This window comes from Paenibacillus sp. PSB04 (genome assembly GCF_025809195.1).
In the GTDB taxonomy this organism is placed as follows: Bacteria; Bacillota; Bacilli; order Paenibacillales; family Paenibacillaceae; genus Paenibacillus_AQ; species Paenibacillus_AQ favisporus.
In genome coordinates, this window is sequence record NZ_CP081301.1 from 4,244,920 (window position 1) to 4,268,326 (window position 23,407).

General features: G+C 52.2%; 22 protein-coding genes. 19 read left to right on the plus strand and 3 right to left on the minus strand.

Annotation, left to right across the window (positions count from 1 at the left end):
- Positions 1-94: 94 nt before the first annotated feature.
- The 13 genes from K2F33_RS19715 to K2F33_RS19775 all read left to right on the plus strand — a co-directional run bounded on the left by K2F33_RS19715 (position 95) and on the right by K2F33_RS19775 (position 14,391).
- Positions 95-1,579, plus strand: coding sequence for a serine/threonine-protein kinase (locus K2F33_RS19715; protein ID WP_263878321.1), 1,485 nt, complete (start codon positions 95-97; stop codon positions 1,577-1,579).
- A gap of 34 nt (positions 1,580-1,613) precedes the next feature.
- Positions 1,614-2,642: an SAF domain-containing protein gene (locus tag K2F33_RS19720; RefSeq protein WP_263878322.1), complete on the plus strand. Its 1,029-nt coding sequence runs from the start codon at positions 1,614-1,616 to the stop codon at positions 2,640-2,642.
- A gap of 82 nt (positions 2,643-2,724) precedes the next feature.
- Positions 2,725-3,438: a hypothetical protein gene (locus tag K2F33_RS19725; protein ID WP_263878323.1), complete on the plus strand. Its 714-nt coding sequence runs from the start codon at positions 2,725-2,727 to the stop codon at positions 3,436-3,438.
- A complete protein-coding gene (locus K2F33_RS19730) occupies positions 3,435-4,280 on the plus strand; it encodes a P-loop NTPase family protein (RefSeq protein WP_163876145.1) in 846 nt (281 codons plus the stop codon). Before K2F33_RS19725 ends, K2F33_RS19730 begins: the two co-directional genes overlap by 4 nt.
- A complete protein-coding gene (locus K2F33_RS19735) occupies positions 4,281-6,188 on the plus strand; it encodes an ATPase, T2SS/T4P/T4SS family (RefSeq protein ID WP_263878324.1) in 1,908 nt (635 codons plus the stop codon). It begins immediately after the preceding gene.
- Positions 6,178-8,253, plus strand: a complete 2,076-nt coding sequence (locus K2F33_RS19740) for a hypothetical protein (protein WP_263878325.1) — start codon at positions 6,178-6,180, stop codon at positions 8,251-8,253. The genes K2F33_RS19735 and K2F33_RS19740 overlap by 11 nt, the downstream gene beginning before the upstream one ends.
- Before the next feature lie 14 nt (positions 8,254-8,267).
- On the plus strand, positions 8,268-8,750 hold the full coding sequence (locus K2F33_RS19745; protein ID WP_076171305.1) for an ABC transporter permease: 483 nt from the start codon (positions 8,268-8,270) through the stop codon (positions 8,748-8,750).
- A gap of 29 nt (positions 8,751-8,779) precedes the next feature.
- Positions 8,780-9,193: a hypothetical protein gene (locus K2F33_RS19750; protein WP_263878326.1), complete on the plus strand. Its 414-nt coding sequence runs from the start codon at positions 8,780-8,782 to the stop codon at positions 9,191-9,193.
- Positions 9,186-9,740 carry a hypothetical protein gene (locus K2F33_RS19755; protein WP_089547890.1) on the plus strand — a complete coding sequence of 185 codons (555 nt, stop codon included), beginning with the start codon at positions 9,186-9,188 and terminating at the stop codon, positions 9,738-9,740. The genes K2F33_RS19750 and K2F33_RS19755 overlap by 8 nt, the downstream gene beginning before the upstream one ends.
- A complete protein-coding gene (locus tag K2F33_RS19760) occupies positions 9,727-10,719 on the plus strand; it encodes a hypothetical protein (protein WP_263878327.1) in 993 nt (330 codons plus the stop codon). The genes K2F33_RS19755 and K2F33_RS19760 overlap by 14 nt, the downstream gene beginning before the upstream one ends.
- 148 nt (positions 10,720-10,867) lie before the next feature.
- Positions 10,868-12,421 (plus strand): ABC-F family ATP-binding cassette domain-containing protein, encoded by a 1,554-nt coding sequence (locus tag K2F33_RS19765; protein ID WP_076171317.1) that lies wholly within the window; start codon positions 10,868-10,870, stop codon positions 12,419-12,421.
- 101 nt (positions 12,422-12,522) lie between these two features.
- Entirely contained in the window at positions 12,523-13,554 is a 1,032-nt protein-coding gene (locus K2F33_RS19770; protein ID WP_263878328.1) for a thiazole biosynthesis adenylyltransferase ThiF, read from the plus strand.
- Between the two features lie 147 nt (positions 13,555-13,701).
- Positions 13,702-14,391 carry a response regulator transcription factor gene (locus tag K2F33_RS19775; RefSeq protein ID WP_263878329.1) on the plus strand — a complete coding sequence of 230 codons (690 nt, stop codon included), beginning with the start codon at positions 13,702-13,704 and terminating at the stop codon, positions 14,389-14,391.
- Positions 14,392-14,434: 43 nt separating this feature from the next.
- Here K2F33_RS19775 and K2F33_RS19780 read toward each other — a convergent pair whose 3' ends face one another.
- Both K2F33_RS19780 and K2F33_RS19785 read right to left on the minus strand, forming a co-directional pair.
- A complete protein-coding gene (locus tag K2F33_RS19780; protein WP_089547886.1) occupies positions 14,435-14,953 on the minus strand; it encodes a C40 family peptidase in 519 nt (172 codons plus the stop codon).
- 277 nt (positions 14,954-15,230) lie between these two features.
- Positions 15,231-15,872, minus strand: coding sequence for a thiamine diphosphokinase (locus K2F33_RS19785; protein ID WP_076171326.1), 642 nt, complete (start codon positions 15,870-15,872; stop codon positions 15,231-15,233).
- 178 nt (positions 15,873-16,050) lie between these two features.
- Here K2F33_RS19785 and K2F33_RS19790 point away from each other — a divergent pair, with 178 nt between their 5' ends.
- Together K2F33_RS19790 and K2F33_RS19795 are read left to right on the plus strand one after the other, a co-directional pair.
- The gene (locus K2F33_RS19790; RefSeq protein ID WP_089550280.1) at positions 16,051-16,704 is read left to right on the plus strand and encodes a trimeric intracellular cation channel family protein; all 654 of its coding nucleotides are present in this window, start codon (positions 16,051-16,053) and stop codon (positions 16,702-16,704) included.
- Between the two features lie 21 nt (positions 16,705-16,725).
- Complete coding sequence (locus K2F33_RS19795) at positions 16,726-17,190, plus strand: low molecular weight protein-tyrosine-phosphatase (RefSeq protein ID WP_263878330.1); 465 nt, start codon at positions 16,726-16,728, stop codon at positions 17,188-17,190.
- Between the two features lie 195 nt (positions 17,191-17,385).
- Here K2F33_RS19795 and K2F33_RS19800 read toward each other — a convergent pair whose 3' ends face one another.
- Positions 17,386-18,117, minus strand: coding sequence for an alpha/beta hydrolase (locus K2F33_RS19800; protein WP_076171330.1), 732 nt, complete (start codon positions 18,115-18,117; stop codon positions 17,386-17,388).
- A 259-nt stretch (positions 18,118-18,376) separates the two neighbouring features.
- Here K2F33_RS19800 and pdhA point away from each other — a divergent pair, with 259 nt between their 5' ends.
- The 4 genes from pdhA to lpdA are packed head-to-tail and all read left to right on the plus strand — an operon-like array spanning position 18,377 to position 23,256.
- The gene (gene pdhA / locus K2F33_RS19805) at positions 18,377-19,444 is read left to right on the plus strand and encodes a pyruvate dehydrogenase (acetyl-transferring) E1 component subunit alpha (RefSeq protein WP_212967973.1); all 1,068 of its coding nucleotides are present in this window, start codon (positions 18,377-18,379) and stop codon (positions 19,442-19,444) included.
- Between the two features lie 54 nt (positions 19,445-19,498).
- Complete coding sequence (locus K2F33_RS19810) at positions 19,499-20,479, plus strand: alpha-ketoacid dehydrogenase subunit beta (RefSeq protein ID WP_076171334.1); 981 nt, start codon at positions 19,499-19,501, stop codon at positions 20,477-20,479.
- Between the two features lie 32 nt (positions 20,480-20,511).
- Entirely contained in the window at positions 20,512-21,831 is a 1,320-nt protein-coding gene (locus K2F33_RS19815) for a dihydrolipoamide acetyltransferase family protein (protein WP_263878331.1), read from the plus strand.
- A 3-nt stretch (positions 21,832-21,834) separates the two neighbouring features.
- Positions 21,835-23,256 carry a dihydrolipoyl dehydrogenase gene (gene lpdA / locus K2F33_RS19820; RefSeq protein ID WP_076171339.1) on the plus strand — a complete coding sequence of 474 codons (1,422 nt, stop codon included), beginning with the start codon at positions 21,835-21,837 and terminating at the stop codon, positions 23,254-23,256.
- The last annotated feature ends 151 nt before the right edge of the window (positions 23,257-23,407 follow it).

The window sequence follows — 23,407 nt, forward strand, 5'->3', positions numbered from 1 at the left end:
TAGGGAAAGCATCCCGGAGTACGATCGTGGCCCAGGCCACGTCGTCATCCGAGGGTGCTTTCCTTTTTTGTCGTTCAGAAAGGTTGTGTATACGATGAGTCATCCTTCCAGGCTGCGTCCCGGACAAAGGATTGGAGGGAGGTATGAAGTAATCGCCGGCATTGGTGAAGGGGGTATGAGCCGGGTATACCTGGCAGCGGACCTGAAGCTTCCAGGCAAGCAGTGGGCCGTCAAGGAGACACCGTCGAGGCCCGAGCTGCTTCAGGGCTTGCAGGATGAGGCTGAGCTTCTCATCTCATTGAACCATCCCCGTCTCCCGCGAATCGTCGATTTTTTCGCATCGGATGAAGAAGGGTTCGCTTATTTGGTCATGGACTTCATTCAGGGTGTCACGCTCGAGAAGTATTTTAAGGAGAACCAATACAGGCTCTCGGCTGGAACTATTCTGCAGATCGCAAATCAGCTGCTGGAAGTGCTGGAGTATCTGCATGAGCATGAACCCGCGGTCATTTTTCGCGACTTGAAGCCATCCAACATTATGCTTGCCCGCCAGCTGGAAGTCCGATTGATCGATTTTGGGATCGCCAGAAATTACAAGCAGGATCAATATCAGGACACCGTTAAGCTCGGTACGGTCGGATTTGCGGCCCCGGAGCAGTATGGATTGGGGCAAAGCGACGCAAGGTCGGACTTGTACGGCTTGGGCGCCTTGATGCTGTATTTGTCCACCGGCGGCAAATGCAGCGAATGGAAGGAAGGGGTACAGGAACTGATCCGCCCCGATATTCCGAAAGGCATGATCCCTATTATCCGCCGCTTGCTGAGCATTGAACCCGAAGACAGGTACCAATCGGCCAAGGAGGTACGCTCGGTCCTGGATTCCATCGGGATGCTGGGTACAGGACCGGTGGGACTGAAAGCGGGGAGGAAGCCGGGATTTCCGGGAACGTTGGCGATCGCGGTCATGGGTGCCGGCAGCGGCACGGGGACAACCCATACGGCGATTGCCGTCGCGCATTATTTGGCCCGAAGCTACGGCAAAGTGGCCCTTGTCGAGATGAATCTGCAATCTCCGGCGTTCGGCCGGATTCAGAGAATCGCGGCCGGCAGGACAGATCGCGTGCAAACGGGTGAGCGCAAGTTTGAGGTGCAGGGCGTGGATTACTGGCGGCAAACCGGGAGGGCTGACGTGATCTCCCTGCTTGGTGGAAGTTACGACTTTGTGGTGATGGATCTGGGAGCTTATTTCAGTAATGACCGGCTGGAGGAATTTCTTCGTGCGGATATTCCCATTATTGTCGGATCGGGAGCGGAGTGGAAGCACCAGGATTTGGTCGGGCTCGTCCAGCAATTGTCCAGTCATCCGCAGCATAAGTGGATGTACTTTCTTCCGCTCGCACCGCAGGACGCTGTGCACCGGCTGCGGCGTACGCTGGGCACGTCCCGGGTATTTTCCATCCCGCTTCAGGTGGATCCTTTTGACCAATGCGATGAGATGGACCGGGCATTTGTCCGGATATTCCAAGGGCTGCTGCCGGTCGCGGAGCGCAGACGAAAGTTCAGGTTTGGCTTAAGCTGAGAGGCGACGATGAAGGAGGGAGTAATCGGGAAGTATGTCAAAGTTAAGGCAGCGAACGAAACACTTGATTTATGCAGGCCTGGCAGGCGCTTCGGCGATGGGGCTGCTGTTTGCAGGCTATGCGGTCTGGAACACGATGGAGCACAACAAACGGGAGGGAGCGATAGAGCGCCACTACCAGCGGCAAATCGCCGATTTGGAGGAGGCTCAGCTCCAGTCGCAGAAGTCGATGGCATCCGGGTGGACCATCTCCCGCGATGTTGCTCCCGGAGAGACGATCAAGCAGGGCGATCTGATTCAGATCAGGCTTCCGCTCGAGGCTGCCCCTGGCAACCTGATCACGGACAAGGACGGAGCTGCGGGAAGGACGGCCAAGATCGAGCTGGGCAAAGGTACGCCTCTAACCGAAGCGATGCTGTATGAAGGCCAGCCGACCGCACCGGATTTAAGAAACCGGGAGATGAAGGCGGTCTCACTGCCCTCCAACCTGAGGCAAGGGGATTCCGTCGACATACGGATCCAGTTTCCTTCCGGTCAGGACTACATCGTGCTGTCCAAGAAAAAGATAGATAAGCTTGCATCGCCAACGATGTGGATCAAGATGAATGAGCAGGAGATTTTGTCTTTGTCGAGCGCCATGGTGGATGCCTATTTGCATGATGCCGCATTATATGCGCTCACTTACGTTGAACCGGAAATGCAGAGCAGGGCGGTCCCGACCTATCCGGTAAATAAAGCCGTGATGAAACTGATCGCGAGCGACCCTAACATCGTAAATAAAGCGGAGCAGACGCTGGCTGAGGCCGTGCGCACAGCGCTGGAGAGCGACCTTGCCCGCGCAGATGCACAATCTCCAGGGAACGGCTCATTTTCGGCGTCGGAATATTCTTCAGGGTATGGTCAGGCCTCAGGATCTTCCTCTAGCACGCCAAGCTCGTTCCAAACGAACGGTTCAACCCCTGCCGGGGAGTCAGAGGACTCGTTTACGTTGGACCAACCACAGCAGAACAAGCTGCTTGAACAGGCAGTGAAAGAGGGTGGAAGTTCAACGGATCAACCATAGTTAAGAGCAGCCGGAGCTGTATGTAAGCAAAGCAACACGATTCGTGAACTTTTGAAAATATCGACTGGCCAGGGGTGATGAGGTGAAGACGTGGATCTTTGCCGGGATATGTGACAAGAGCGAGCTTCTGCTCTATGTGTGCATGCTGCTTCGTGCGGCAGGGCAAAAGGTATTGCTGGTGGATGCGACCGAGAAGCATAAATATCCGCTGTATATCGGACAGCTGGACAAACCGCTGTCTGTGACGGAATTTTCCGGCTTTGATGTCGCTTCGGGTTTTGCGGATGAAACCGAACTCAGAGAACATCTAGCGTTAGTCGGGACATCGATTGAGCAATACGACGTGGTCGTTTTTGATATGGAGCAGGCGGAATTTTGCCCCCGTGATTCCTGGGACAACGCTGCCGCGTTGGTATGGGTCAGCGATTATGAGATTTGGACGCTGGAGCGAGGGAGAGATTGGTTGGAAGAACTGCTACGCGGGCATCTCGGCAGTACGCCGCAGGAGTTCTATAAAGTGTACATCCGGGCAATGGATGATTTTTTTGACGAGGGATACGCGGAAGGATATTTCGGCGGCCTCCCTGTGCTATGGAAGGAAGCGTCTGTTGTCATCCCGTGGGTCGAGACGGATTATGCCTTGAAGCTGCAGAACGATCATACCCGGAAGGTACGGATCAGACACTTAAGCCGAATATATAAAAAAAAATTATGCCTGCTGATGAGACTTCTGACAGATATGGAACCGAAAACAATCCATCGCGCCTTACGGAGCGCAGAAAGGAGCAAAGTATGAGTACAGTAGCATTTTGGAGCCCGTTAGAGGGAGGGAGCGGAAGTTCGGCGCACGCAGCCGCGGCTGCGGCTTGCCTCGGATTGGATTATCGCCTGCGCGTCCTTCTCGGTCACGGTGGTACGGCGGGTGAACGTGTTGAAGGGGCGTTCCGAAGCAGCAGGCTGGTTCTTGACCATTCCCTCGTGTCGTTTCACGATCACGGAATGGACGCGCTGGAAAGGCTAGCGGTTAACCGGCGTTTATTCAGGGACAATTTCCGGGATTACACGATCCCTGTGCTGCCTGAGCGTCTCGACCTCGTCCAGGGAAATGACCGTCGGGGGGGAACGCTGCCGGGTTATCGCGCGCAATCGGTGCAGTCCATCGTAACGATCGCCAACCAATGTTATGATCTGGTGCTCCTGGATGCCGGGTGCGGGATGGAGGCAGCCGGGGATCCAGGGGACGGGACGATGCTGGAGCAGGCGGATTTGATCGTTGTCAGCCTGACGCAGAGCGTTCATGGATTGGAACACTTTTTCAGCGGGAGACACTATCCCGACCAGTTAAAGGATAAGCCGGTTATCCTTGTCCTTGGGCGCTACGACAAAGAATCCCATTGCACGCTTCACAACATTAAACGCAGGTTCGGGTATAAGGGCATTCTTCACGGAGTTCCTTACAATACGGATTTCATGGATGCCTGGAACATGCATGGTGTCATGAACTATATGCAGCGCAGCCGCAATCTGAACGAGCGGCACCCATCGGCACACTTCTACGGCAGCATAAGGCAGCTGGCCAAAGACCTGATGAATATGCTTGAAATACCCGCTTTGAAGATGGTGGGAAGGGGAGCTTGAATGTTATCCGGACCGCTGTTCAACATTTTGTTTATGGCAATCATTTTATTATTTGCAGCTCTTTTCATTTACTTGAGATGGCTTGATCTGCGCAAACGGCCCCCTGTATCCGGGACAACCGGCGTTGAATTTACGATCGAAGCGATGACATCGTTCGTCAAACAGACCCTTCACGAGCTGACCCACAGTCAACTAACCGACCTGGGACTGCATGAAGAAGAATACAAGCGCAGGCTGAATCAGCGCAGTGAACTGCGCAAAGCGCTGAAGAACTGCATTTCCGGAGATGTTCATGAAAAGCAATACGTGAAGCAGTTTATGGCCGATTTGCTGGTCAAAAGTTATGGCGTGACGGAGGGCAACATAGATCAGGCGATTCCGTTTGCGGATCCGAGGCTTTTGAACGTACAGGATCAATTCGAAATCATCTTTTATTTATACAAACTGCAGTATGGCCAGGACGCGCTGTCGATGATGCTCGAACTGCATGGTCTAGCCGACCTGCGCGTGCTTCCTGGTTATGGGGATGAGCCAGTTTATGCTGTAACCGCCAGCGATGTGGAACAAATGTATACTAATGAATCCCGAAGCCTGACGTTTTCGGAGAAGCTGGAGATTGTCGTTCAGCGTATTTACCAGCAGTTTAAAGGGTTTTCGGTTATCGATGAGCTCAGGGATCAGCGGATTGACGGCGTCAGCGGCGGTGTGAGCGGTATTTTGGCTGACGAGTCATTCGCCGCCTCCTATGGACTGGACCCGCTGCGTATGCTGCAAGCTTCGGTTCAGCCGGATCGTAAAGCCAGAATGACCGAAAGCGTGTGGATATTTTACAGGGGCAAAACGATTCATATGGCCTGCCTGTCCTTCGGGACAGAGCTTGAGCTGAAGCGTGTCTGCCAGAACATTTATAAATACAATCACCCCGGCCAGCTGTCGGAAGCTAACGGCTACAAAGTAAACGAAATGAAGGACGGGTCGCGCGTCGTGGTGGTCAGGCCGCCGTTTTCGGAGTCATGGGCTTTTTTCGTCCGTAAGTTTGACATCCGCAGCGCGACGCTGGAGCAGCTGGTCACCGGGGAGAACGCCCAGCTTCCGATCCAAATGCTGCGCTATCTCATGAAAGGGAGCCGAATTACGGCCATCACGGGAGCCCAGGGCTCTGGTAAGACGACGCTGCTGATGGCGATGATCGAGCATATCTACCCGACCTATACACTCCGGGTGCAGGAAATGGCGTTCGAGCTCCACCTCCGGAAGATCTACAGCCGAAGAAACATATTATCGTTCCGGGAGACAGATCGCATTACCGGACAGGAAGGATTGGACCTTCAGAAAAAGACGGACGGCACGGTCAATATATTGGGCGAGGTGGCCAGCGACGGGGTTTCCTCCTGGATGATCCAAATGTCCCAGGTCGCCAGCTTGTTTACCGTATTTACACATCACGCCAAGACGTTCCGCGATTTGATCTTCTCCCTGCGGAATTCCCTGCTGAAGAGCGGTGTGTTTCACCATGAAGCCGTTGCTGAACAGCAGGTGGTTCAAGTCATCAACTTTGACATTCATTTGAAACGGGATGCTGCCGGCAAACGGTACATCGAACGGATTACCGAATGCATCCCCAAGGAGAAGGAGGCGCTGGGCATGATTGAAGGGGGCACCCACGGGAGTGTTAGGAAGATGCTTGGCCAATTCATGCAACTGCAGGCGGAATATTATCGCCGCGTTCATGACCAGAGCTCCTTTTCCTCCCGGAACATCATCGAGTTTCGCGATGGAGGATATGTGGCCGAAGAACCCATTTCCGAGAGGAACTTCAGGGAAATGGCCGAGCAGATGAGCGTGGAAGATGCGGTCATGTTCAAGGATTTTGCTCAGACGAATTGGGGGAATGGGTATGGGAATTAGGCGTCTGCTGTTCCTGGTCCTGATCATTTCTCTGGCGTTGTTTGCGTCAGTCTATGCTGTCATGATGTGGCAGAATAACAGGTCGCGGCGGAACCGGCTGGAGCTTCTGAGCGATCCTGCGCGTCCGAAGGATGAATGGATGCTGCGCAAACGATGGCAGCAATTTCTTCAAACCGCTTATATCGTAGGTTGTTCTGTACCGCTTCTTTCAGCCTATATCCGAAAAGTACGGAAACGGGTAAGCGGCGTTCATGCGTATGAGGAATTTTATCTTCGCCATGAGGTCATGAAGGTTACACTTTCCATACTGGGGACACTGGGTATTTCAGTTGCGATGCTGTTTCTGCTGAACCCTAGCTTAAGTTTCCTTCTGCTGGTTCTGCTAACTGCGGTGGTGATCAACAGCCTGTTGATCGACATGGTGGTTAACCGGCTGGAGCGGCGGCTGCTCGTCCAAATGCTCGATCTGTTTTCGGACATCCGCCACCGGTATCACCAGCACGGGATGGTGGATGAAGCGCTGCAGGAGGCGGCTGAATCGGCAGAGGACGAGGCAGGCCTTCATACCCGAAAAATTGCCGAGGCGCTGATCAGCAACAATCCTTCCGAAGAAATGGAAAAGTACTATGAAGCTGCACCCAACCGTTTTTTAAAAGCATTTGCCGGTATTTCTTACATGATCATGGAGTTTGGCGACAAGGTGAAGGAGCAGGGCTCCATCTATTTGCAGGGACTTAGCGGTCTGACGAAGGAGATCCATCTGGAAATTTTGCGGCGAAGCAAGCTCGATTATCTGTTAAAAGGCCTCAACGTGATCGCGTTAGTTCCCCTGTTTTTTACCAAGCCGATCGAGCGATGGGCCAGAAGCAGCTTTCCCGCGATGGATGAGTTTTATATGAGCAAGCTCGGGTATGCGGCCAAAATTCTCATTTATATCGTGATTATCCTGTCGTTTGTTTTGCTGCAAAAGCTTCAGCAGAATGATGAAACTACATACCGGGCGGGAAGAAACAGCCGCCCATGGGAGAAAGCAATATCGCGTGTTCCGTTATTCCGGGTTATGGCCGCATGGGCTGCCCCCCATCCGGGAAGCGCTGATTATTCCAAAGTGGTCCGCTTGATGAAGGAAACCGGAACCGAGCTGACCTATGAATGGTTTTACATCCGGCGGGTCGTCTACAGCCTCATTGTGTTTGCGGTTACGCTGACGATGACTTTGTATCTTCATCAGATGTCCAGGAATCACATCATGTACGATCCGGTGGTTCAGGACAGCTTCTTCGGGCAGACCACCATCACCCAGCAAGAGGAAGGCAAGCGTCTCAGCAGCCGGGACCTAGAGATCATGAGAAGGGTGAACATGTCGCCGGAAGCTACCTATGCGGAGATTGCTGAACAGCTGCAGCAGGCTGAAAGCAAAGGTCTCGGCAAAGACGAGCTTGTAGACTCGGCTAACCGGATCCTCGGCAAGCTTCAGGCTTATCACAACGAGTATTTTAAATGGTGGGAGCTTGTGTTGTGCCTCTTCGCCGGCATGCTTGGATACGAATGGCCTTTCTGGCTGCTTCTGTTCCAGAGGAAGCTCCGCTATATGGACATGCGGCATGAAGTCTACCAGTACCAGACTGTCATTTCGATGCTGAGGGAGATGGACCGGATTTCGGTGGAGGAAATTTTAGAGTGGATGGACCGTTTTGCCGTCATATTCAAAATTCCGATTCAGAAGTGTCTCATTCATTATGACCACGGCGGGGAAATGGCTCTCCAGCAATTGAAGGAGGAGGTGCGGTTCACCGAGTTTCAAAGAATCGTGGACAAGCTGCTCCTTTCCGTGGAGAAAATACCGATCAGCCAGGCTTTCGACGATTTGGAAGACGAGATGTCCTTTTATTTTGAGCAGCGAAAACAGGATTATGAGCGGATCATTGATACAAAAGCGGGTCTTGGCAGGCTGATCGGCTTTGCACCCATGTACTCCTTGATTTTCATCTATTTGGTCATCCCGCTGATTGCGATGAGCTTCATGCAGATGAACATCTATTACGAGCAAATTCAAAAAATATAAGGAGATGTAAACCTATGAACAACGCGTCCAGTGCATTAAAAGTAGCCGCAGGCATTTTTCTGACGATCGCCCTCATTACGATTGTCGTCATTCTGTTTATATCGGCGCAGGAAGCCACAAAAACCGCGCAAAACAATTTCTCGGACATCCAGACCGAGCTGTCCCAGGCTTCGTTTACGGTTTACGACGGAACAAGCATCAGCGGTTCCCAGGTGACGAATGCACTGCGAAAGTTCAAGGATAAGGACCAATTCGGCATTTTGGTGAAAACGGGCAAAAACAGGCAGGGTCAGTGGTACGGCAATCAGCTCAACATCAGCGCCGATATTGCGAGCGACAATTACGGTTCGGTGATCAATACAGGGCAGCGTGTAGGAAACTTGACGGAAACTGCCAACGAGTCCAGCAATGAGTATGTCAATCCAAGCGGAAAGTTTAAGGCAAGCATCGTGAAGGACAGCTCCAATGTGGTACGGGGACTTATATTTGAACAGTAGGCAGGGACGGTGAAGGAGTGGCTTAGGTTATGAATCAGCATGCAGAAAGCATGATTTCCGTCAGTTTAGCCTTCATTTTGTTTATCAGCGCCTGCATCTTCGCTCTAGGCTTAACCGGAGAACTGAACCGTACCGTGAACGGGGTAGGGCGCGCCGCCCAAGGACAGTTGAGAAGCGTACAGCCCGTATTGGAAGCATCGCATGAGGATTGGGTAAGCGGCTCTCAAGTTGTGTTCAGTATGATGGGGCTTAATGATCCGGGTGTCCGGATTTCGGTTGACGGTGCAAATGTTCCCGGAGGTTCGTGGGAGGATGGGTTTGATTTCTCAATGATCGAGACCGGCGTGATGTACTCCGTTGTTTATGAGTGGGACGGCTCCGGCGTCCTGACCGGCATCCATTTTGAGAAGTCGGAGAATAGGGAGAAGACCAGCCATGAGTAACGCCATCTCGAAGTTTGCGGCGGTGCTGCTGGCCGTGATCATTATGTATATTTATCCGGCAGCGGAAGCTTCGCAGCGGCAGGACGACCTGTCCCGCATCGTCGTCTATAATGCAGTGACGCAGTTCGTGGATGCCGTAAGGAACAAGGGCTATATCAGTCCGGTGATGTATGAGCAGTTTCTGGAAGAAATTCAGGCGACGGGCAACGAGTTCGACGTGCAGATGGAGCATCTTCACAAGAAATATCATCCGGAATATATCGACGCGGCTGACCCGGGTACGTTTCAAAACAAGTTCAGCACCGTTTATGACGGATATTATACCTCTGACATTATGGATCATATATTTCCCAACACTACGGTTCCCAAAGACGATGAATCGAGAGTCTACAAGCTCACGGCCGGAGACTTTTTTAAAGTTACGGTCAAAAATGTGAACCGGACGGCGGGAACGGTTATGTTCGATTTCGTTACAGGGGCATTGACCGGTGAGGCCGCAGTGATCGCTTTTCCGTATGGAGGCATGGTACTTAATGAAGATTACTGATTTTTGCCTCGTATTCATCGTCATATTCTTTCCGGTCTTTTTGATCATGGGTTACCACGTTCAGGATCAGCGGAATGTTCGTATTACCGAGCTGAAGTATGTTACAGCCTTGAGAACAGCCGTTCAGGACGCGGGGAGCATGCTGAACGTCAATGAGCGGCAGGAGTTTGAGTCAGGCTACGGCTCGGCGAAATTTTTTAAAGCGGATAAGGAGCTTGCCCTTGATACGTTTTACCATACACTGTATGCCAATTTGGGGATCGAAGAGGATGCGGCTGCCCAGCAGGCGCTGGACCGTTACATTCCGGCCGTAGTTGTGATCGATTACGACGGATACTGGGTGTACGCGGAGGAGGAATATAAGGGAGCTGACGGCATGGCATATGCCAAGCATCTATGGCTTCCGAAAAAGCCGTATAGTTACAGCGACCGGGCAGGCAATATGGTCCATTTTACGCTCGATAATGTCGTAGAAGCTTATCAAGCCGGCTCGGGCACATGGATCCGGGGACTTCAAAGGGAGCTCGGACCGACTTCGTCCATTCCTTTGCTGCAAGATGGGGTCAGGTATGAGCAGGTAAGAAGAACGACTATCGTTCAGGCGATCGAGGACGATCTGGCCAATGTTATTAACAGGCATAATGAAAAGGCAGTCCGAAGCGGCGCATCGTACGTATTTACGCTTCCGCTCATTTCACAGGAGGAGTGGAATAACTCGATCGACGATATCGGCATCTTGGCGTTTATCCAAGGCATCCCTATTGGCGAGCAAGCATTGAACAATTACGCGCTGGGCAGCGGACGTTTGGTCAGGTCCAACGTTATCAAGGCGGGGGTGGATCACCGAACAGGTATCCGTTATTATTCCCGAGATGACTGCGCCGATGATTTGGACGCTGCGGAGACCTTCACGAGCACCAAAGAAGCGGCTGCAAACGGCTATTTTGAGAAACCGTGCACACGGGCTTTCGAGCCGTAATGGTTTCTTCAATTAAGAAACCATGATTTCGTGGATTTCTGTTTTACGGCCGGCTCCTTCTTATGATAAAATGATGTCTTGAATGTCATTTCAATGACTTGATGCTTAAATTGAATTTTTATCATAGATAGGAGCGCAAAAAGCAGCTATGAGCTTATTGACAGTTGAAAACGTCTCCCACAATTTCGGGGAACGCACGTTGTTTAAAAACGTATCCTTCCGCCTCTTGGCCGGCGAACATGTAGGTCTCGTCGGTGCCAACGGTGTCGGAAAGTCAACCTTGATGAATATTTTGACGGGGCAGCTGCTGAAGGACAGCGGCAAGGTAGAATGGACGCCGAAGGTCCGCTACGGTTATTTGGACCAGCATACGAAGCTGACGCCGGGTAAAACGATCCGCGATGTGCTTAAGGATGCCTTCCTGCCGCTGCTCGAGCTGGAAAAAGAGATGATGGAGATCACCGAGAAAATGGCCGATGCGTCTCCCGAAGAGCTGGAGCTGCTGCTTGAGCAGATGGGCGATATTCAGGAACAGCTGGATATCGGCGATTTCTACATGCTCGACGTCAAAGTGGAAGAGATGGCAAACGGTCTTGGCCTGAATGCGATTGGGCTGGACCGGGACGTAGCCGCCCTCAGCGGTGGTCAGCGCACCAAGGTGCTGCTGGCCAAGCTGCTGCTCGAGAAACCGAACGTTCTTCTTCTCGACGAGCCAACCAACTATTTGGACGTGGAGCATATCGAGTGGCTGACCCAGTATCTGAAGGATTATCCGCATGCCTTTATCTTGATCTCCCACGATACGGAGTTCATGAACCAGGTCGTCGATGTCATTTACCATCTGGAATTCGCTAAACTGACCCGGTATTCGGCCAATTACGAGAAGTTTTTGGAGATGGCGGATATTTCAAAAAATCAGCATATCGACGCCTATGAGAAGCAGCAGGAATTTATCAAGAAGCAGGAAGACTTTATCCAGCGGAATAAGGCGCGTTATTCGACCTCCGGCCGGGCGAAGAGCCGGGAGAAGCAGCTGGAGCGCATCGAGCGGATCGATCGTCCGGAAGAAGCGGCCAAGCCGGTGTTTAACTTTAAAGAGGCACGGGCCAGCGGCAAGACGGTGTTTGAAGGGATCGATTTCGAGATCGGTTATACCCACGCCCTGCTTCCCAAAATGAGCATGACGATCGAACGCGGGGAAAAAATCGCTATCGTCGGCTGCAACGGCGTCGGCAAATCGACGCTCCTGAAGACGATCATGGGTAAAATCCCGCCGATCAGCGGCAAAACGTACCTTGGCGATTTTCTGTATCCGGCCTACTTTGAGCAGGAGGTCCGCCCCGGCAACATCACGCCGATTGACGACGTATGGAATGAGTTCTCGTCTTTGAACCAGCACGAAGTCCGTGCTCACTTGGCCCGCTGCGGCCTGAAGAACGAACACATTACGCGTCCGCTCAATATGCTCAGCGGCGGCGAGCAGGCGAAGGTGCGGCTGTGCAAGCTGATGATGCGTGAAGCGAACTGGATCCTCTTTGACGAACCGACAAACCATCTTGACGTCGTGGCCAAAGCCGAGCTGAAGCGCGCCCTTCAGGAATTTAAGGGGACGGTGCTGCTCGTTTCCCACGAACCGGATTTTTATGAGGATTGGGTCACCAAAATTTGGAACGTGGAAGAGTGGTCCGCGCAGCGGGCTTAACTGCCCTGTAAATATCGAGCACTCGTAACGACAATAACCAAAAGCATATGATAGCCGCTTTCCTTCGGGATTGCGGCTTTTTATGAAAGGAACGATGAGCGATGCAACATACAGGAGACCGTTACTCCCGGCAGGAGCGGTTTGCCCCCTTGGGCAGGGAAGGCCAGCAGAGGCTGGCGGGCAGCCACGTTCTCATTATCGGCGCGGGGGCGCTTGGCACTTCGATCGCCGAGACGCTGGCCCGTTCCGGGGTGGGGCATCTGACGATCGCCGACAGGGATTACGTGGAATGGAGCAACCTTCAGCGGCAGCAGCTGTTTTCCGAGGAAGACGCCCGGCGGCGGCTGCCGAAGGCGGTAGCGGCCAAGCAGCGCCTAGAGGCGATCAATTCGGAGATTGTCATTGACAGCCACATTATGGATGTGCGCGTCGATGAGCTGGAGGAGCTGGTCCGCGGAGTGGATCTGATCATGGACGGTACCGATAATTTCGATACCCGTCTACTGATCAACGATCTGGCTCACAAGCATGACCTTCCCTGGATATATGGGGGCTGTGTCGGCAGCTATGGCATCACCTACACCATTCTTCCCGGCAAGACGCCATGTCTGAACTGCTTGCTGGGCACAGTCCCGCTCGGTGGAGACACCTGCGACACAGTGGGCATCATTCCACAGGCTGTACAGATGGTGACGGCCCACCAGACTACGGAGGCTATGAAGCTATTAAGCGGGCATCCCGAGGCGCTATCGAACAAACTGGTGTCCTTTGACCTATGGCGCAACGAGTGGATCACAATCGGCGTTGACCATGCAAAAATGGAGGATTGCCCGACCTGTGGACATCAGCGGACATACCCCTACCTGTCAGCTTCAAATCTGGAGAAAACCGACGTGCTCTGCGGGCGCGACACCGTCCAGATCCGTCCCGGAAGCAAGCGGTCACTCGATTTGGCGGAAACGGCCGACAGGCTGTCCAAGCTCGGAGAGGGCATCATCGACGCCAACCCTTTTCTGGTATCATTTCAATTGGAATCGAAGCGGATGGTCATCTTTGCCGACGGGAGGGTGCTGGTGCACGGCACCAAGGATATTCCCGAGGCCAGGTCGCTGTATCATCGGTATTTTGGGTAAAAGGTATCATTTTCAAATTCAGACCATTCCGTACTCCGGAATGGTTTTTTATTTTGTGGCCACCCTAAAGGGAAGCAATCGGCGTGATCGCCGGAGCAAGTGGTACTGACCGCACGTCATTAATACTAAAAAAGTCGGTGGGCTGACATGCACGAAAGCATCCTGGCTATGGGGCTGGCGAGGGAAAGTGAGGTCGTTGACGCTCTTCTGGAAGAGCGGTTCGAAATATATATTGCCGGGGACGAAGAAGAAGCTGCTCAATACGCGCGCAGCCATCCGGTCGACCTGCTGCTCATGGATTTGACCGACTCCGCTGTGCCTTTAACCCGGCTCATTCGCACCGTCCAGCGTGAGCAGAAGGGCCGGCGGTTCCCCGCCGTCGTTTTGACGCCGTCCAATATGGACCTGCCTGTGTCCAGGCTTTTCCGTGCAGGCGCAAACGACGTGCTGAAAAAGCCTGCCGACACCGACGAACTGCTAGCCAGGATCCGCAATTTGCTGTCGCTATTCGGGCTGATCGAAGAGCAGTACGGACAGACGGTCACGATTGCCGACCTGGACATCGAACCCAAGAGCCGGACGGTAACGCGCGGTGGAATCCCTATTGAACTGACCGCAAAAGAATATGACCTGCTGCTGTATCTGGCCAGGCACGTCAACCAAGTGTGCAGCCGTGAAGACATCTTGAAGTATGTATGGGAATTCGAATTTCATATGGTGACCAATGTCGTGGATGTATATATCCGGCATTTGAGGAAAAAGGTTGACCGCGGATTTAAGCAAAAACTGATTCACACCGTGCGCGGAGTGGGTTATATAATAAAAGAAGGCCAATAGTCCTACAGGACTACCAGCCTTCCACGTTGATGTCTATTATAACCTACAGTACGCGGCGTGCTTTCAGATAAGTTCTCTTCCAGTTGCCGGAGTTCAGATTGGAAATCGTTACGCCGGGAGAACCGTACGTGTGCAGAATTTTACCGTTGCCGGCATACACCGCCACGTGAGTTACGTTATGTCCGTTGGCTCTGCTGCCGCTGGAGAAGAATACGAGATCTCCGGGCTTCAGGTTTGCTTTCGATACGGCTTTTCCGACTTTGGATTGCGCCACAGAAGTACGCGGCAAGTTTACGCCGTACTTCTTAAAGATATGCTTCATAAAAGAAGAGCAGTCAAAATTTCTTGTTGTGCTGGTCGAAGCGCCGAACTTGTATGGAGTACCCATATATTGTTTACCGTAATTTACGACTTTTTGACCAGTCGTTGTCGATGTCGTTGCAACTTGAGTGTTAGCTGCAGAGGCTTCCGTTACCTGTGCGCTCGTTGCGATCATTCCACCAAAACCTATAGATGCACATAACCCTACGGTTACTACTTTTTGGATCAGTTGTTTGTTCATGTTGTATTACCTCCAAATTTCGTTTTCTCTCAAGCTCGTCTCCGAGTATAACAGCTTTGAAACAACCTAAATTCTGGATGATGTGTAACAAAACGTTGTGGCTGTAAGGGAAATGGGCTTTTATTAAAAAACGATTAAAAGTTACAAAAAATTAAGAAATACATTTACCCATCCTTGAAGCAAATAAAAAAACCCTTGATAAATCAAGGGTTTTCATTGTTTTTTGCAATTTTCATATCGGTTACAAAATTGTTGTCAAACAAAAGCTGCTGCTATTTTAATCATTGCTCTGGATGACCAGCAAGAGTCCGCCTTCCACGGTGATTGTGCCTTGGGAACCGGTTAATTGGTTGCTGATGCCGAGGGATTCTCCCATTTTAAGCGTGGCGTTGTCCAAGGGGTATTGGAATCCTGTTAATGTAATTCCGGTCACTTCGGGAGTCATAGGCAGCAGGGAAACATACTTATACCCTCTGTCCTGGACCTCAATGGAAGAGCCGGTGAGTGTCATATAATTGTTACGATCCAGCAGGGCGCAGGAGATGTGGTGCTGCAATACCCGGTTCATCATCTGGATATTGGCTAACGTGTGGTCGAGCCTCGATCCTGTCACTCCCATCAGCAGAATGATATCCGGCTGTTCTTTGATGGCAAGGTCCAGCGCAAGCTCCGTATCGGTCAAATCCTTGTCGATGGGATCGCAATCAATGAGCTGCTTGCTGCCGCTCCTAACCTTTTGCAAATCAGCCGGAGATATGGAGTCAAAATCACCTACAGCCAGATCAGGCTTATAATTGTTTTCTATTAAAAATAACGCTCCCCGGTCGGCACCGATCAAAAAGTCGGAAGGCCTGATTTCCTTCAAGTACTGCTTGTGCAGATCGCCTCCGGAAAAGATCAATACCCGTTTCTGTTCCATCCTATTTACCTCCGATTGTCGCATTGACGGCTCTTGGCAAGCCCTTTAATTCGCTGTTTTTCGAAAGGGCTTGGAAGTTATTCTAGTATAAATCAGAATAGATGGTTGCACAATTCGGCCGGCAGCGGCTACAATGGATGACAGCATATGTTAGGGAGAGGTCAGAAATAAAGTGGACATGCACGTTTTTGAACTATTCAGCATGATCGGCACCATTGCTTTCGCCATGTCCGGTGCGCTCGTAGCCATGGAGGAAGAGTACGACATTTTGGGGATCTTGGTTCTCGGCCTGGTGACTGCCTTCGGCGGCGGGGTCATCCGCAATGTGCTGATCGGTGTGCCGGTGACGACACTCTGGAGCCAGGGACTGCTGATCAAATTGGCGATCGTGGCGGTGATCGTCGCTTTCCTGCTGCCTGTAAACTGGATTAGGCACTGGAAAAGGGCGGAGGCGCTGCTGGATGCGGTGGGATTGTCAGCCTTCGCGATCCAAGGCGCATTGTATGCCGCCAACATGCATCATCCGCTCAGCGCGGTCGTTGTTGCCGCCGTGTTGACAGGCATTGGGGGAGGAATTATCCGGGACCTGCTCGCCGGAAGGAAGCCGCTTGTGCTTCGAGATGAAATATATGCCGTATGGGCGATGCTGGCCGGAGTAGCCATCGGACTGCATTGGATCCAGACTACATTGGAAGTGATCGTTTTGTTTGCGGCGGTGGTGGTGTTCCGGATGCTGTCTGTTTTCTATAAATGGAAGCTCCCGCGGCGTTCGCTGCAGCCATCTGCCATACAGCCCGTCATCCGCGACGAACGGCACAAGGAATCAGCATAAAGCTAGGAGGACGAGACTGACATGATTTCCGTTTTATTTGTTTGTTTGGGCAACATTTGCCGCTCACCGATGGCTGAGGCGATCCTGAGACATAAAGTGGGCGAGGCAGGGCTGGATGGAAAGATCAGCGTGGATTCCGCCGGCACGGGGGACTGGCACCTCGGCAAGATTCCACATGAAGGAACCCGGCGGATGCTGGATCAGTACAAGATCAGTTATGCGGGAATGAAGGCGAGGCAGGTCGCGAGCAGCGATTTCGAAACTTTCGACTACATCGTCTGCATGGATGACAGCAACGCGGCGAACCTGCGCAAGCTTCCGGGGGGAGAACAGGCGACCGTCCTGAAGTTTATGGACCTGCTACCGGATCATGAGCTTCGCGAAGTGCCGGACCCTTATTATACGGGGAATTTCGAGCTGGTTTACGAATTGATGGACGCGGGCTGCCAGGTACTTTTGGACAAAATATGCCAAGAAAAGCTATAATAGAAAAGACACGCCCGAACGAGGTTATGATCAAAAAGGAAAGCGGCAGGCGCACTGCCGTTTTTTCAGGCTGGAATTGAAAGCGTAACCACTTGCGGGGATAAAAAAGGTGAACGTCGGCTGAGCTGTGGCTGCTGCATTAGCATTCATACCGGAACATGTTCACCTTTGTGCTGTTCAATAGAGGGTAATGGGTCAGGCGCGAAGAAAATAGAGCAGTGCATCCGGCAGTTCTTTTTGCCAGAAGCCCCAAATATGCTTGCCGTCTTTCTCGGTATACCGAACGGTTGCACCGCGGTCCAACAGCAGTTCTTTCATGCTTCGGTTAATCTCGACGAAGTTGTAGACTCCAAGGTCGCTCTCGAAATGGGTTTCCTGCAGGCCGACGATCATGTAGACATCGAGCCAGGACAAGTCGTCGCTTTCGGCTACGATTTCCTGGGTGTCCGTATAGTAAGCGCCGGACAAGCTGATAATCCGGTGGAACATCTCCGGATAGTTCATAGCCAGGTGGAGCGAAACGCATCCTCCCAGCGAGTCGCCGGCCAGTACGCGCTGCCCGGGGTCTTGCCGCACGGGATATTTTTGCTCGATGAAGGGAATAATTTCTTCGGCAAAGCACCGGGTGTAGGCCTCGAACCGGCTTCCGAACGGCGCATATTCTTCGGTTCGCACGGAGGTGTCGACCTCGACGCCTACGACGATGAAGGGTTCGGCGAGATCGTCCAGAATCAGCTGATTGGCGATGGTCGCGATCCGGCCGAAATTAAAAAATTCCTCGCCATCCTGGCAGTAGACGACCGGATAGCTGACGACCTCGTGGTAGCCAGGCGGGAGATACACGCGCAGGTTACGGCTTTCGTTCAAAAAGCGGCTCTCCAGTTGTTCCTTGTGAATGGTTCGTTTCAAGTATTTTGAATCCGTCATTCATGATCACCTTTCGTGCGGTTAATTTTTGCAATCGGGAAAACAATAAGTTACTATAACCCATGTTTGCCGATTTTGTACCTGTTCCAGTCAAAGCTTTCTGTCTGTTATACAAAATACATTCGCCTGTTATACATACAAAGCGCAAATATTTTGAAATTTAATCCGCAATAGCTTTGACGAAACGAATAAAACAGGTGTATAATAATTCTATAACAGCGGAACTTGATATTCAAATTTTTTTGTTGAGGTGAAGAGAATGAGCAAGGTTCCTTATGAAGTGTACACCGAGGAAGTCGAAGCGCTTTCCGTGCTTTCTCCGGACGGTGAAATTGTTAATGAAGCGAAAATGCCTAAACTTACTGATGATCAGTTAAAAGAAATTATGTACCGTATGGTATTTACACGTACTTGGGATGACCGTGCTGTTAACCTTGGACGTCAGGGCCGTCTCGGCTTTTACGCACCGGTTTCCGGTCAGGAAGCGACGATGGTCGGCAGTGAATTCGCGCTGGAGAAAGATGACTTTATCTGCCCGGGCTACCGCGACATGCCGCAGATCGTATGGCACGGACTTCCGCTATACCAAGCATTCCTGTACTCCCGCGGACATCAAGAAGGCGGCCGCATTCCTGAGGGCGTTAACGTCTTGATGCCACAAATTATTATCGGTGCGCAAATTTTGCACGCGATGGGTATTGCCATGGGCTACAAGCTGAAGAAGCAGAAGCAAGTGGTCATTACGTACACAGGTGACGGCGGATCTTCCGAGGGCGACTTCTACGAAGGCCTGAACTATGCCGGACGCTTCAAACTTCCTGTCATTTTCTTCGTACAAAACAACGGCTACGCCATTACGACTCCTTTCGCAAAACAAACGGCAGCCTTGTCGATCGCACACAAAGCGGTTGCAGCCGGTATCCGCGGCGTAAAAGTCGACGGTATGGACGTGCTTGCCGTTATTAGTGCTGTTCAAGAAGCTGCTGAGCTAGCACGCAACGGCGAAGGCGCAACTTTGATCGAAGGTGTAACTTACCGGTACCGTCCGCACTCCTTGTCCGACGATGCAACCAAATACCGCACGAAGGACGAAGAAGGAGAATGGAACGCGAAGGATCCGATCGCGCGCCTCGGCAAGTACCTGGAGAAGAAAGGCCTGTGGTCGGAAGAAGACACGGCCCGCGTGAAAGAGGAAGCCAAAGCGAAAGTAAACGAAGAGATCAAAAAAGCGGAACAGACTCAAAAAATGACCGTTCCCGGCCTGATCGACAGCATGTTCGAACAAACACCGAAACATTTGGAAGAACAAAAGGCCGATTTCCAATAAATCGTTTGATCCGTTTTGCGTAGTTTAACGAATGTTTAAGGAGGAAATGAAGCAATGGCACAAATGAATATGAAGGAAGCAATCCGCGATGCGCTGCGCGTGGAACTTAAGCGTGACCCGAACGTGATTGTGTTTGGTGAGGACGTAGGTAATGTCGGCGGCGTATTCCGTGCGACGGAAGGGCTGCAAAAAGAATTCGGAGAGGAACGCGTCTTTGACACGCCTCTGGCTGAATCCGCGATCGGCGGCCTGGCTGTAGGCCTCGGGATCCAAGGCTTCCGTCCGGTAGCCGAAATCCAGTTTGTCGGCTTTATCTTTGAAGCGCTCGACCAAATGTTTGTACAGGCAGCCCGCATGCGTTTCCGTTCCGGCGGACGCTACAACGCGCCGATCGTATTCCGCACACCGTTTGGCGGCGGGGTTAAAGCGGCTGAGCTTCACACCGATTCCCTGGAAGGTTTGGCCGTTCAAACACCGGGTATTAAAGTGGTAGTGCCGTCGAACCCTTACGACGCCAAAGGCCTCATGATTGCGGCGATTCGCGACAACGATCCGGTGTTCTTCATGGAGCACTTGAACCTGTACCACGCGTTCCGCGCCGAAGTTCCTGAAGAGGACTACGTCGTTGAGCTGGGTAAGGCTAACGTGGTCCGCGAAGGTTCCGACGTGACGATCATCGCCTACGGCATGATGGTTCATACCGCTACGAAAGCAGCGGAAGAGCTTGAGAAAACAAAAGGCATCAAAGCCGAAATCATCGACCTGCGTACGCTGAATCCTTTGGATATCGATACGATCGTTGCATCGATCAAGAAAACTAACCGTGCCATCGTCGTACAGGAAGCGCAAAAAACTTCCGGCGTAGCGGCTGAGGTCATTGCTCAAATCAACGAAAAAGCGATTCTTCACCTGGAAGCTCCAGTACTGCGCGTAGCTGGACCTGACACGGTATATCCTTTTGCCCAAATCGAAGATACATGGCTTCCTACACCGGCTCGAGTCATCGCTGCAGTCAACAAAGTCATGGAATTCTAAGAATCGCAGTCATTCAATAGGGAGGTAGTAACGTGGCAAAATTTGAATATCGGTTCCCCGAACTGGGAGAGGGCTTGCATGAAGGCGAAATTATCAAAATGCATATCAAGCCCGGCGATAAAGTAACAGACGACGACATCATTATGGAAGTGCAGAACGACAAGGCGGTTGTAGAAGTGCCTTGTCCGGTTAACGGCACAGTACAGGAAGTATTCACGAAGGACGGACAGGTGTGCCGTGTGGGCGAAGTAGTCGCCATTATCGATGCGGAAGGCGAAGTGCCTGAGCAGGAAGCTCCTGCCGGCGATCACGGTGCCCAAGAAGCAGACGCAGCAAAAGGCAGCGCGGATACAACTTCTTCCCCTGCGGCAAGCAGCCCTGCTGATGCCAAAGAAGGCGGCGCTGACCAAGCTCCGGCTCCTGCAGCTCCGAACAAAGAAGTGCTGGCTACGCCAAGCGTGCGCAAGTTTGCGCGTGAGCAAGGCGTTGACATCACGCAAGTGAGCGGAACGGGCAACAACGGTAAAGTGACTAAAGAAGACGTTGAAGCCTTCAAGAACGGCGGCGGTCAAGCGGCAGCACCTGCAGCAGCGAAAGCTGAAGACAAGGCGGCTCCTGCAGCGGCGGCAGCGCCTGCTGCAGATCCGCGTGCTGAAGAAGAGCGCGTACCGTTCAAAGGAATCCGTAAAGCGATCGCTAACGCCATGGTAAAATCGGCTTATACAGCTCCGCACGTTACGATCATGGACGAAGTGGACGTAACCGAGCTGGTGGCATTCCGTACCCGCATGAAACCGATCGCCGAGAAGAAAGGCACGAAGGTCACTTATCTGCCGTTCATCGTCAAAGCGCTTGTGGCGGCCAGCCGTCAATTCCCTGCTTTGAACGCGACGATCGACGAAGAAAACAACGAAATCGTCTACAAGAAGTACTACAACATCGGTATCGCAACCGATACGGATAACGGTCTGATCGTACCGGTCATCAAAGATGCCGACCGTAAGAGCATCTGGATGATCGCTGACGCGATCCGTGACCTTGCGGCACGCGGCCGTGACGGCAAACTGGCTCCGGCAGAAATGAAAGGCAGCACGATCTCCATCACCAATATCGGTTCCGCCGGCGGCATGTTCTTTACTCCGATCATCAACTTCCCTGAAGTGGCGATCCTGGGTACCGGACGCATTACCGAAAAACCTGTCGTGAAGAACGGCGAAATCGTGGCAGCTCCAGTTATGGCCCTGTCCCTGAGCTTTGACCACCGCATCATCGATGGTGCTACAGCCCAAAACTTTATGAACTATATTAAATCACTGCTCAGCAACCCTGAGCTGCTGGTTATGGAGGTGTAAGATATGGTAGTAGGTGACGCTTCTCTCGATATCGATACATTAGTGATTGGTGCTGGTCCCGGCGGTTACGTGGCAGCTATCCGTGCTGCACAGCTAGGACAAAAGGTTCTGATTGTGGATAAATCCGAAGTGGGCGGCGTGTGCTTGAACCGCGGATGTATCCCTTCCAAAGCCCTGATTGCAGCTGCTCATCAATATGAGTCTGCCGTTCACGGCGAATCTTTCGGCGTAACTGCTGAGAACGTGAAAGTGGACTTTAGCAAAACCCAGGAATTCAAAAATGGCGTTGTGAAAAAGCTGACCGGCGGCGTTGCCGGCCTGCTCAAAGGCAACAAGGTTGAAATTTTCAACGGCGAGTGCATGTTCATTAACGAAAACGAGGCGCGCGTGTTCAACGAACACGAGTCCCCTCGCTACCGTTTCAAAAACTGCATCATCGCTACCGGCTCCCGTCCGATCGAGCTCAAAGCGTTCCCGTTCGGCGGCCGCATCCTGTCTTCGACAGAAGCGCTGAGCCTGCCTGAAATTCCGAAGAGCATGGTTGTCATCGGCGGCGGATACATCGGTGCCGAACTTGGCCAAATGTACTCTAAATTCGGAACAAAAGTAACGATCATCGAAGGACTGGATTCCATCCTGAACGGATTCGATCCGGACATGACGAAGCTCGTTGTGAAGAGCATGACCAAAACCGGCGTGGAAATCATCACAAACGCCAAAGCGGAAAGCGCGACGCAAACCGACAGCGAAGTTACGGTGAAATACTCCGTGAACGGCGAAACGAAAGAAGTGACTGCCGACTACCTGCTCGTTACGGTTGGTCGCCGTCCAAACACCGACGGAGAGCTCGGACTCGACCTGATCGGTATCGAATTGGATGACCGGGGTCTGATCAAAGTCGATCATCAAGGACGTACGAACAAGCCGCATATTTTTGCAATCGGCGACATCGTTAAAGGCCCTGCGCTGGCACACAAAGCTTCCTATGAAGGTAAAGTAGCGGCTGAAGCCATCGCCGGACATCCTTCCGTCGTGGACTACAAAGTCGTCCCTGCTGTAGCATTCGTCGATCCTGAATGCGCGAGCGTAGGCTACACCGAAAAAGAAGCAAAAGAAAAAGGCTACAAAGCAAAAGCAGCGAAGTTCCCATTTGCGGGCAACGGACGCGCTTTGTCCCTCAACGCTGCGGACGGCTTCGTGAAGCTGGTGTTTGACGAGGAAACTCAGCTCGTGCTGGGATGCCACATCGCCGGGGTGGAAGCTTCCAACCTGATCGCTGAGCTGGGCCTCGCTATCGAAATGGGCGCCACGCTGGAAGATATCGCTTTGACGATCCATGCGCATCCAACGCTGGGCGAAATCGTGATGGAAACCGCCGAGCTTGCGCTGGGCAATCCGATTCACGTGATCGCACCACGCCGCTAAGTTATCATCATAGTATAGAAGTAACTCAAGGAAAGAGCCGCCTCATGCGGCTCTTTCTTTTTTTATAGAAGGGACTTCGTCATTTCAGGCATTAGCGCCAAAGGAGCCGGATCCATTAACCGCTGTAAATAATCATCTAGAAGGGGCTGTT

Coding starts and splice junctions, on each gene's coding strand:
- K2F33_RS19785 (WP_076171326.1), bottom strand. CDS start 15,872: ATGGAACAGAAACGGGTATTGATCTTTTCCGGAGGCGATCTGCACAAG.
- K2F33_RS19790 (WP_089550280.1), top strand. CDS start 16,051: ATGCACGTTTTTGAACTATTCAGCATGATCGGCACCATTGCTTTCGCC.
- K2F33_RS19715 (WP_263878321.1), top strand. CDS start 95: ATGAGTCATCCTTCCAGGCTGCGTCCCGGACAAAGGATTGGAGGGAGG.
- K2F33_RS19750 (WP_263878326.1), top strand. CDS start 8,780: ATGAATCAGCATGCAGAAAGCATGATTTCCGTCAGTTTAGCCTTCATT.
- K2F33_RS19720 (WP_263878322.1), top strand. CDS start 1,614: ATGTCAAAGTTAAGGCAGCGAACGAAACACTTGATTTATGCAGGCCTG.
- lpdA (WP_076171339.1), top strand. CDS start 21,835: ATGGTAGTAGGTGACGCTTCTCTCGATATCGATACATTAGTGATTGGT.
- K2F33_RS19740 (WP_263878325.1), top strand. CDS start 6,178: ATGGGAATTAGGCGTCTGCTGTTCCTGGTCCTGATCATTTCTCTGGCG.
- K2F33_RS19745 (WP_076171305.1), top strand. CDS start 8,268: ATGAACAACGCGTCCAGTGCATTAAAAGTAGCCGCAGGCATTTTTCTG.
- K2F33_RS19800 (WP_076171330.1), bottom strand. CDS start 18,117: ATGACGGATTCAAAATACTTGAAACGAACCATTCACAAGGAACAACTG.
- K2F33_RS19795 (WP_263878330.1), top strand. CDS start 16,726: ATGATTTCCGTTTTATTTGTTTGTTTGGGCAACATTTGCCGCTCACCG.
- pdhA (WP_212967973.1), top strand. CDS start 18,377: ATGAGCAAGGTTCCTTATGAAGTGTACACCGAGGAAGTCGAAGCGCTT.
- K2F33_RS19765 (WP_076171317.1), top strand. CDS start 10,868: ATGAGCTTATTGACAGTTGAAAACGTCTCCCACAATTTCGGGGAACGC.
- K2F33_RS19730 (WP_163876145.1), top strand. CDS start 3,435: ATGAGTACAGTAGCATTTTGGAGCCCGTTAGAGGGAGGGAGCGGAAGT.
- K2F33_RS19735 (WP_263878324.1), top strand. CDS start 4,281: ATGTTATCCGGACCGCTGTTCAACATTTTGTTTATGGCAATCATTTTA.
- K2F33_RS19775 (WP_263878329.1), top strand. CDS start 13,702: ATGCACGAAAGCATCCTGGCTATGGGGCTGGCGAGGGAAAGTGAGGTC.
- K2F33_RS19755 (WP_089547890.1), top strand. CDS start 9,186: ATGAGTAACGCCATCTCGAAGTTTGCGGCGGTGCTGCTGGCCGTGATC.
- K2F33_RS19780 (WP_089547886.1), bottom strand. CDS start 14,953: ATGAACAAACAACTGATCCAAAAAGTAGTAACCGTAGGGTTATGTGCA.
- K2F33_RS19810 (WP_076171334.1), top strand. CDS start 19,499: ATGGCACAAATGAATATGAAGGAAGCAATCCGCGATGCGCTGCGCGTG.
- K2F33_RS19760 (WP_263878327.1), top strand. CDS start 9,727: ATGAAGATTACTGATTTTTGCCTCGTATTCATCGTCATATTCTTTCCG.
- K2F33_RS19770 (WP_263878328.1), top strand. CDS start 12,523: ATGCAACATACAGGAGACCGTTACTCCCGGCAGGAGCGGTTTGCCCCC.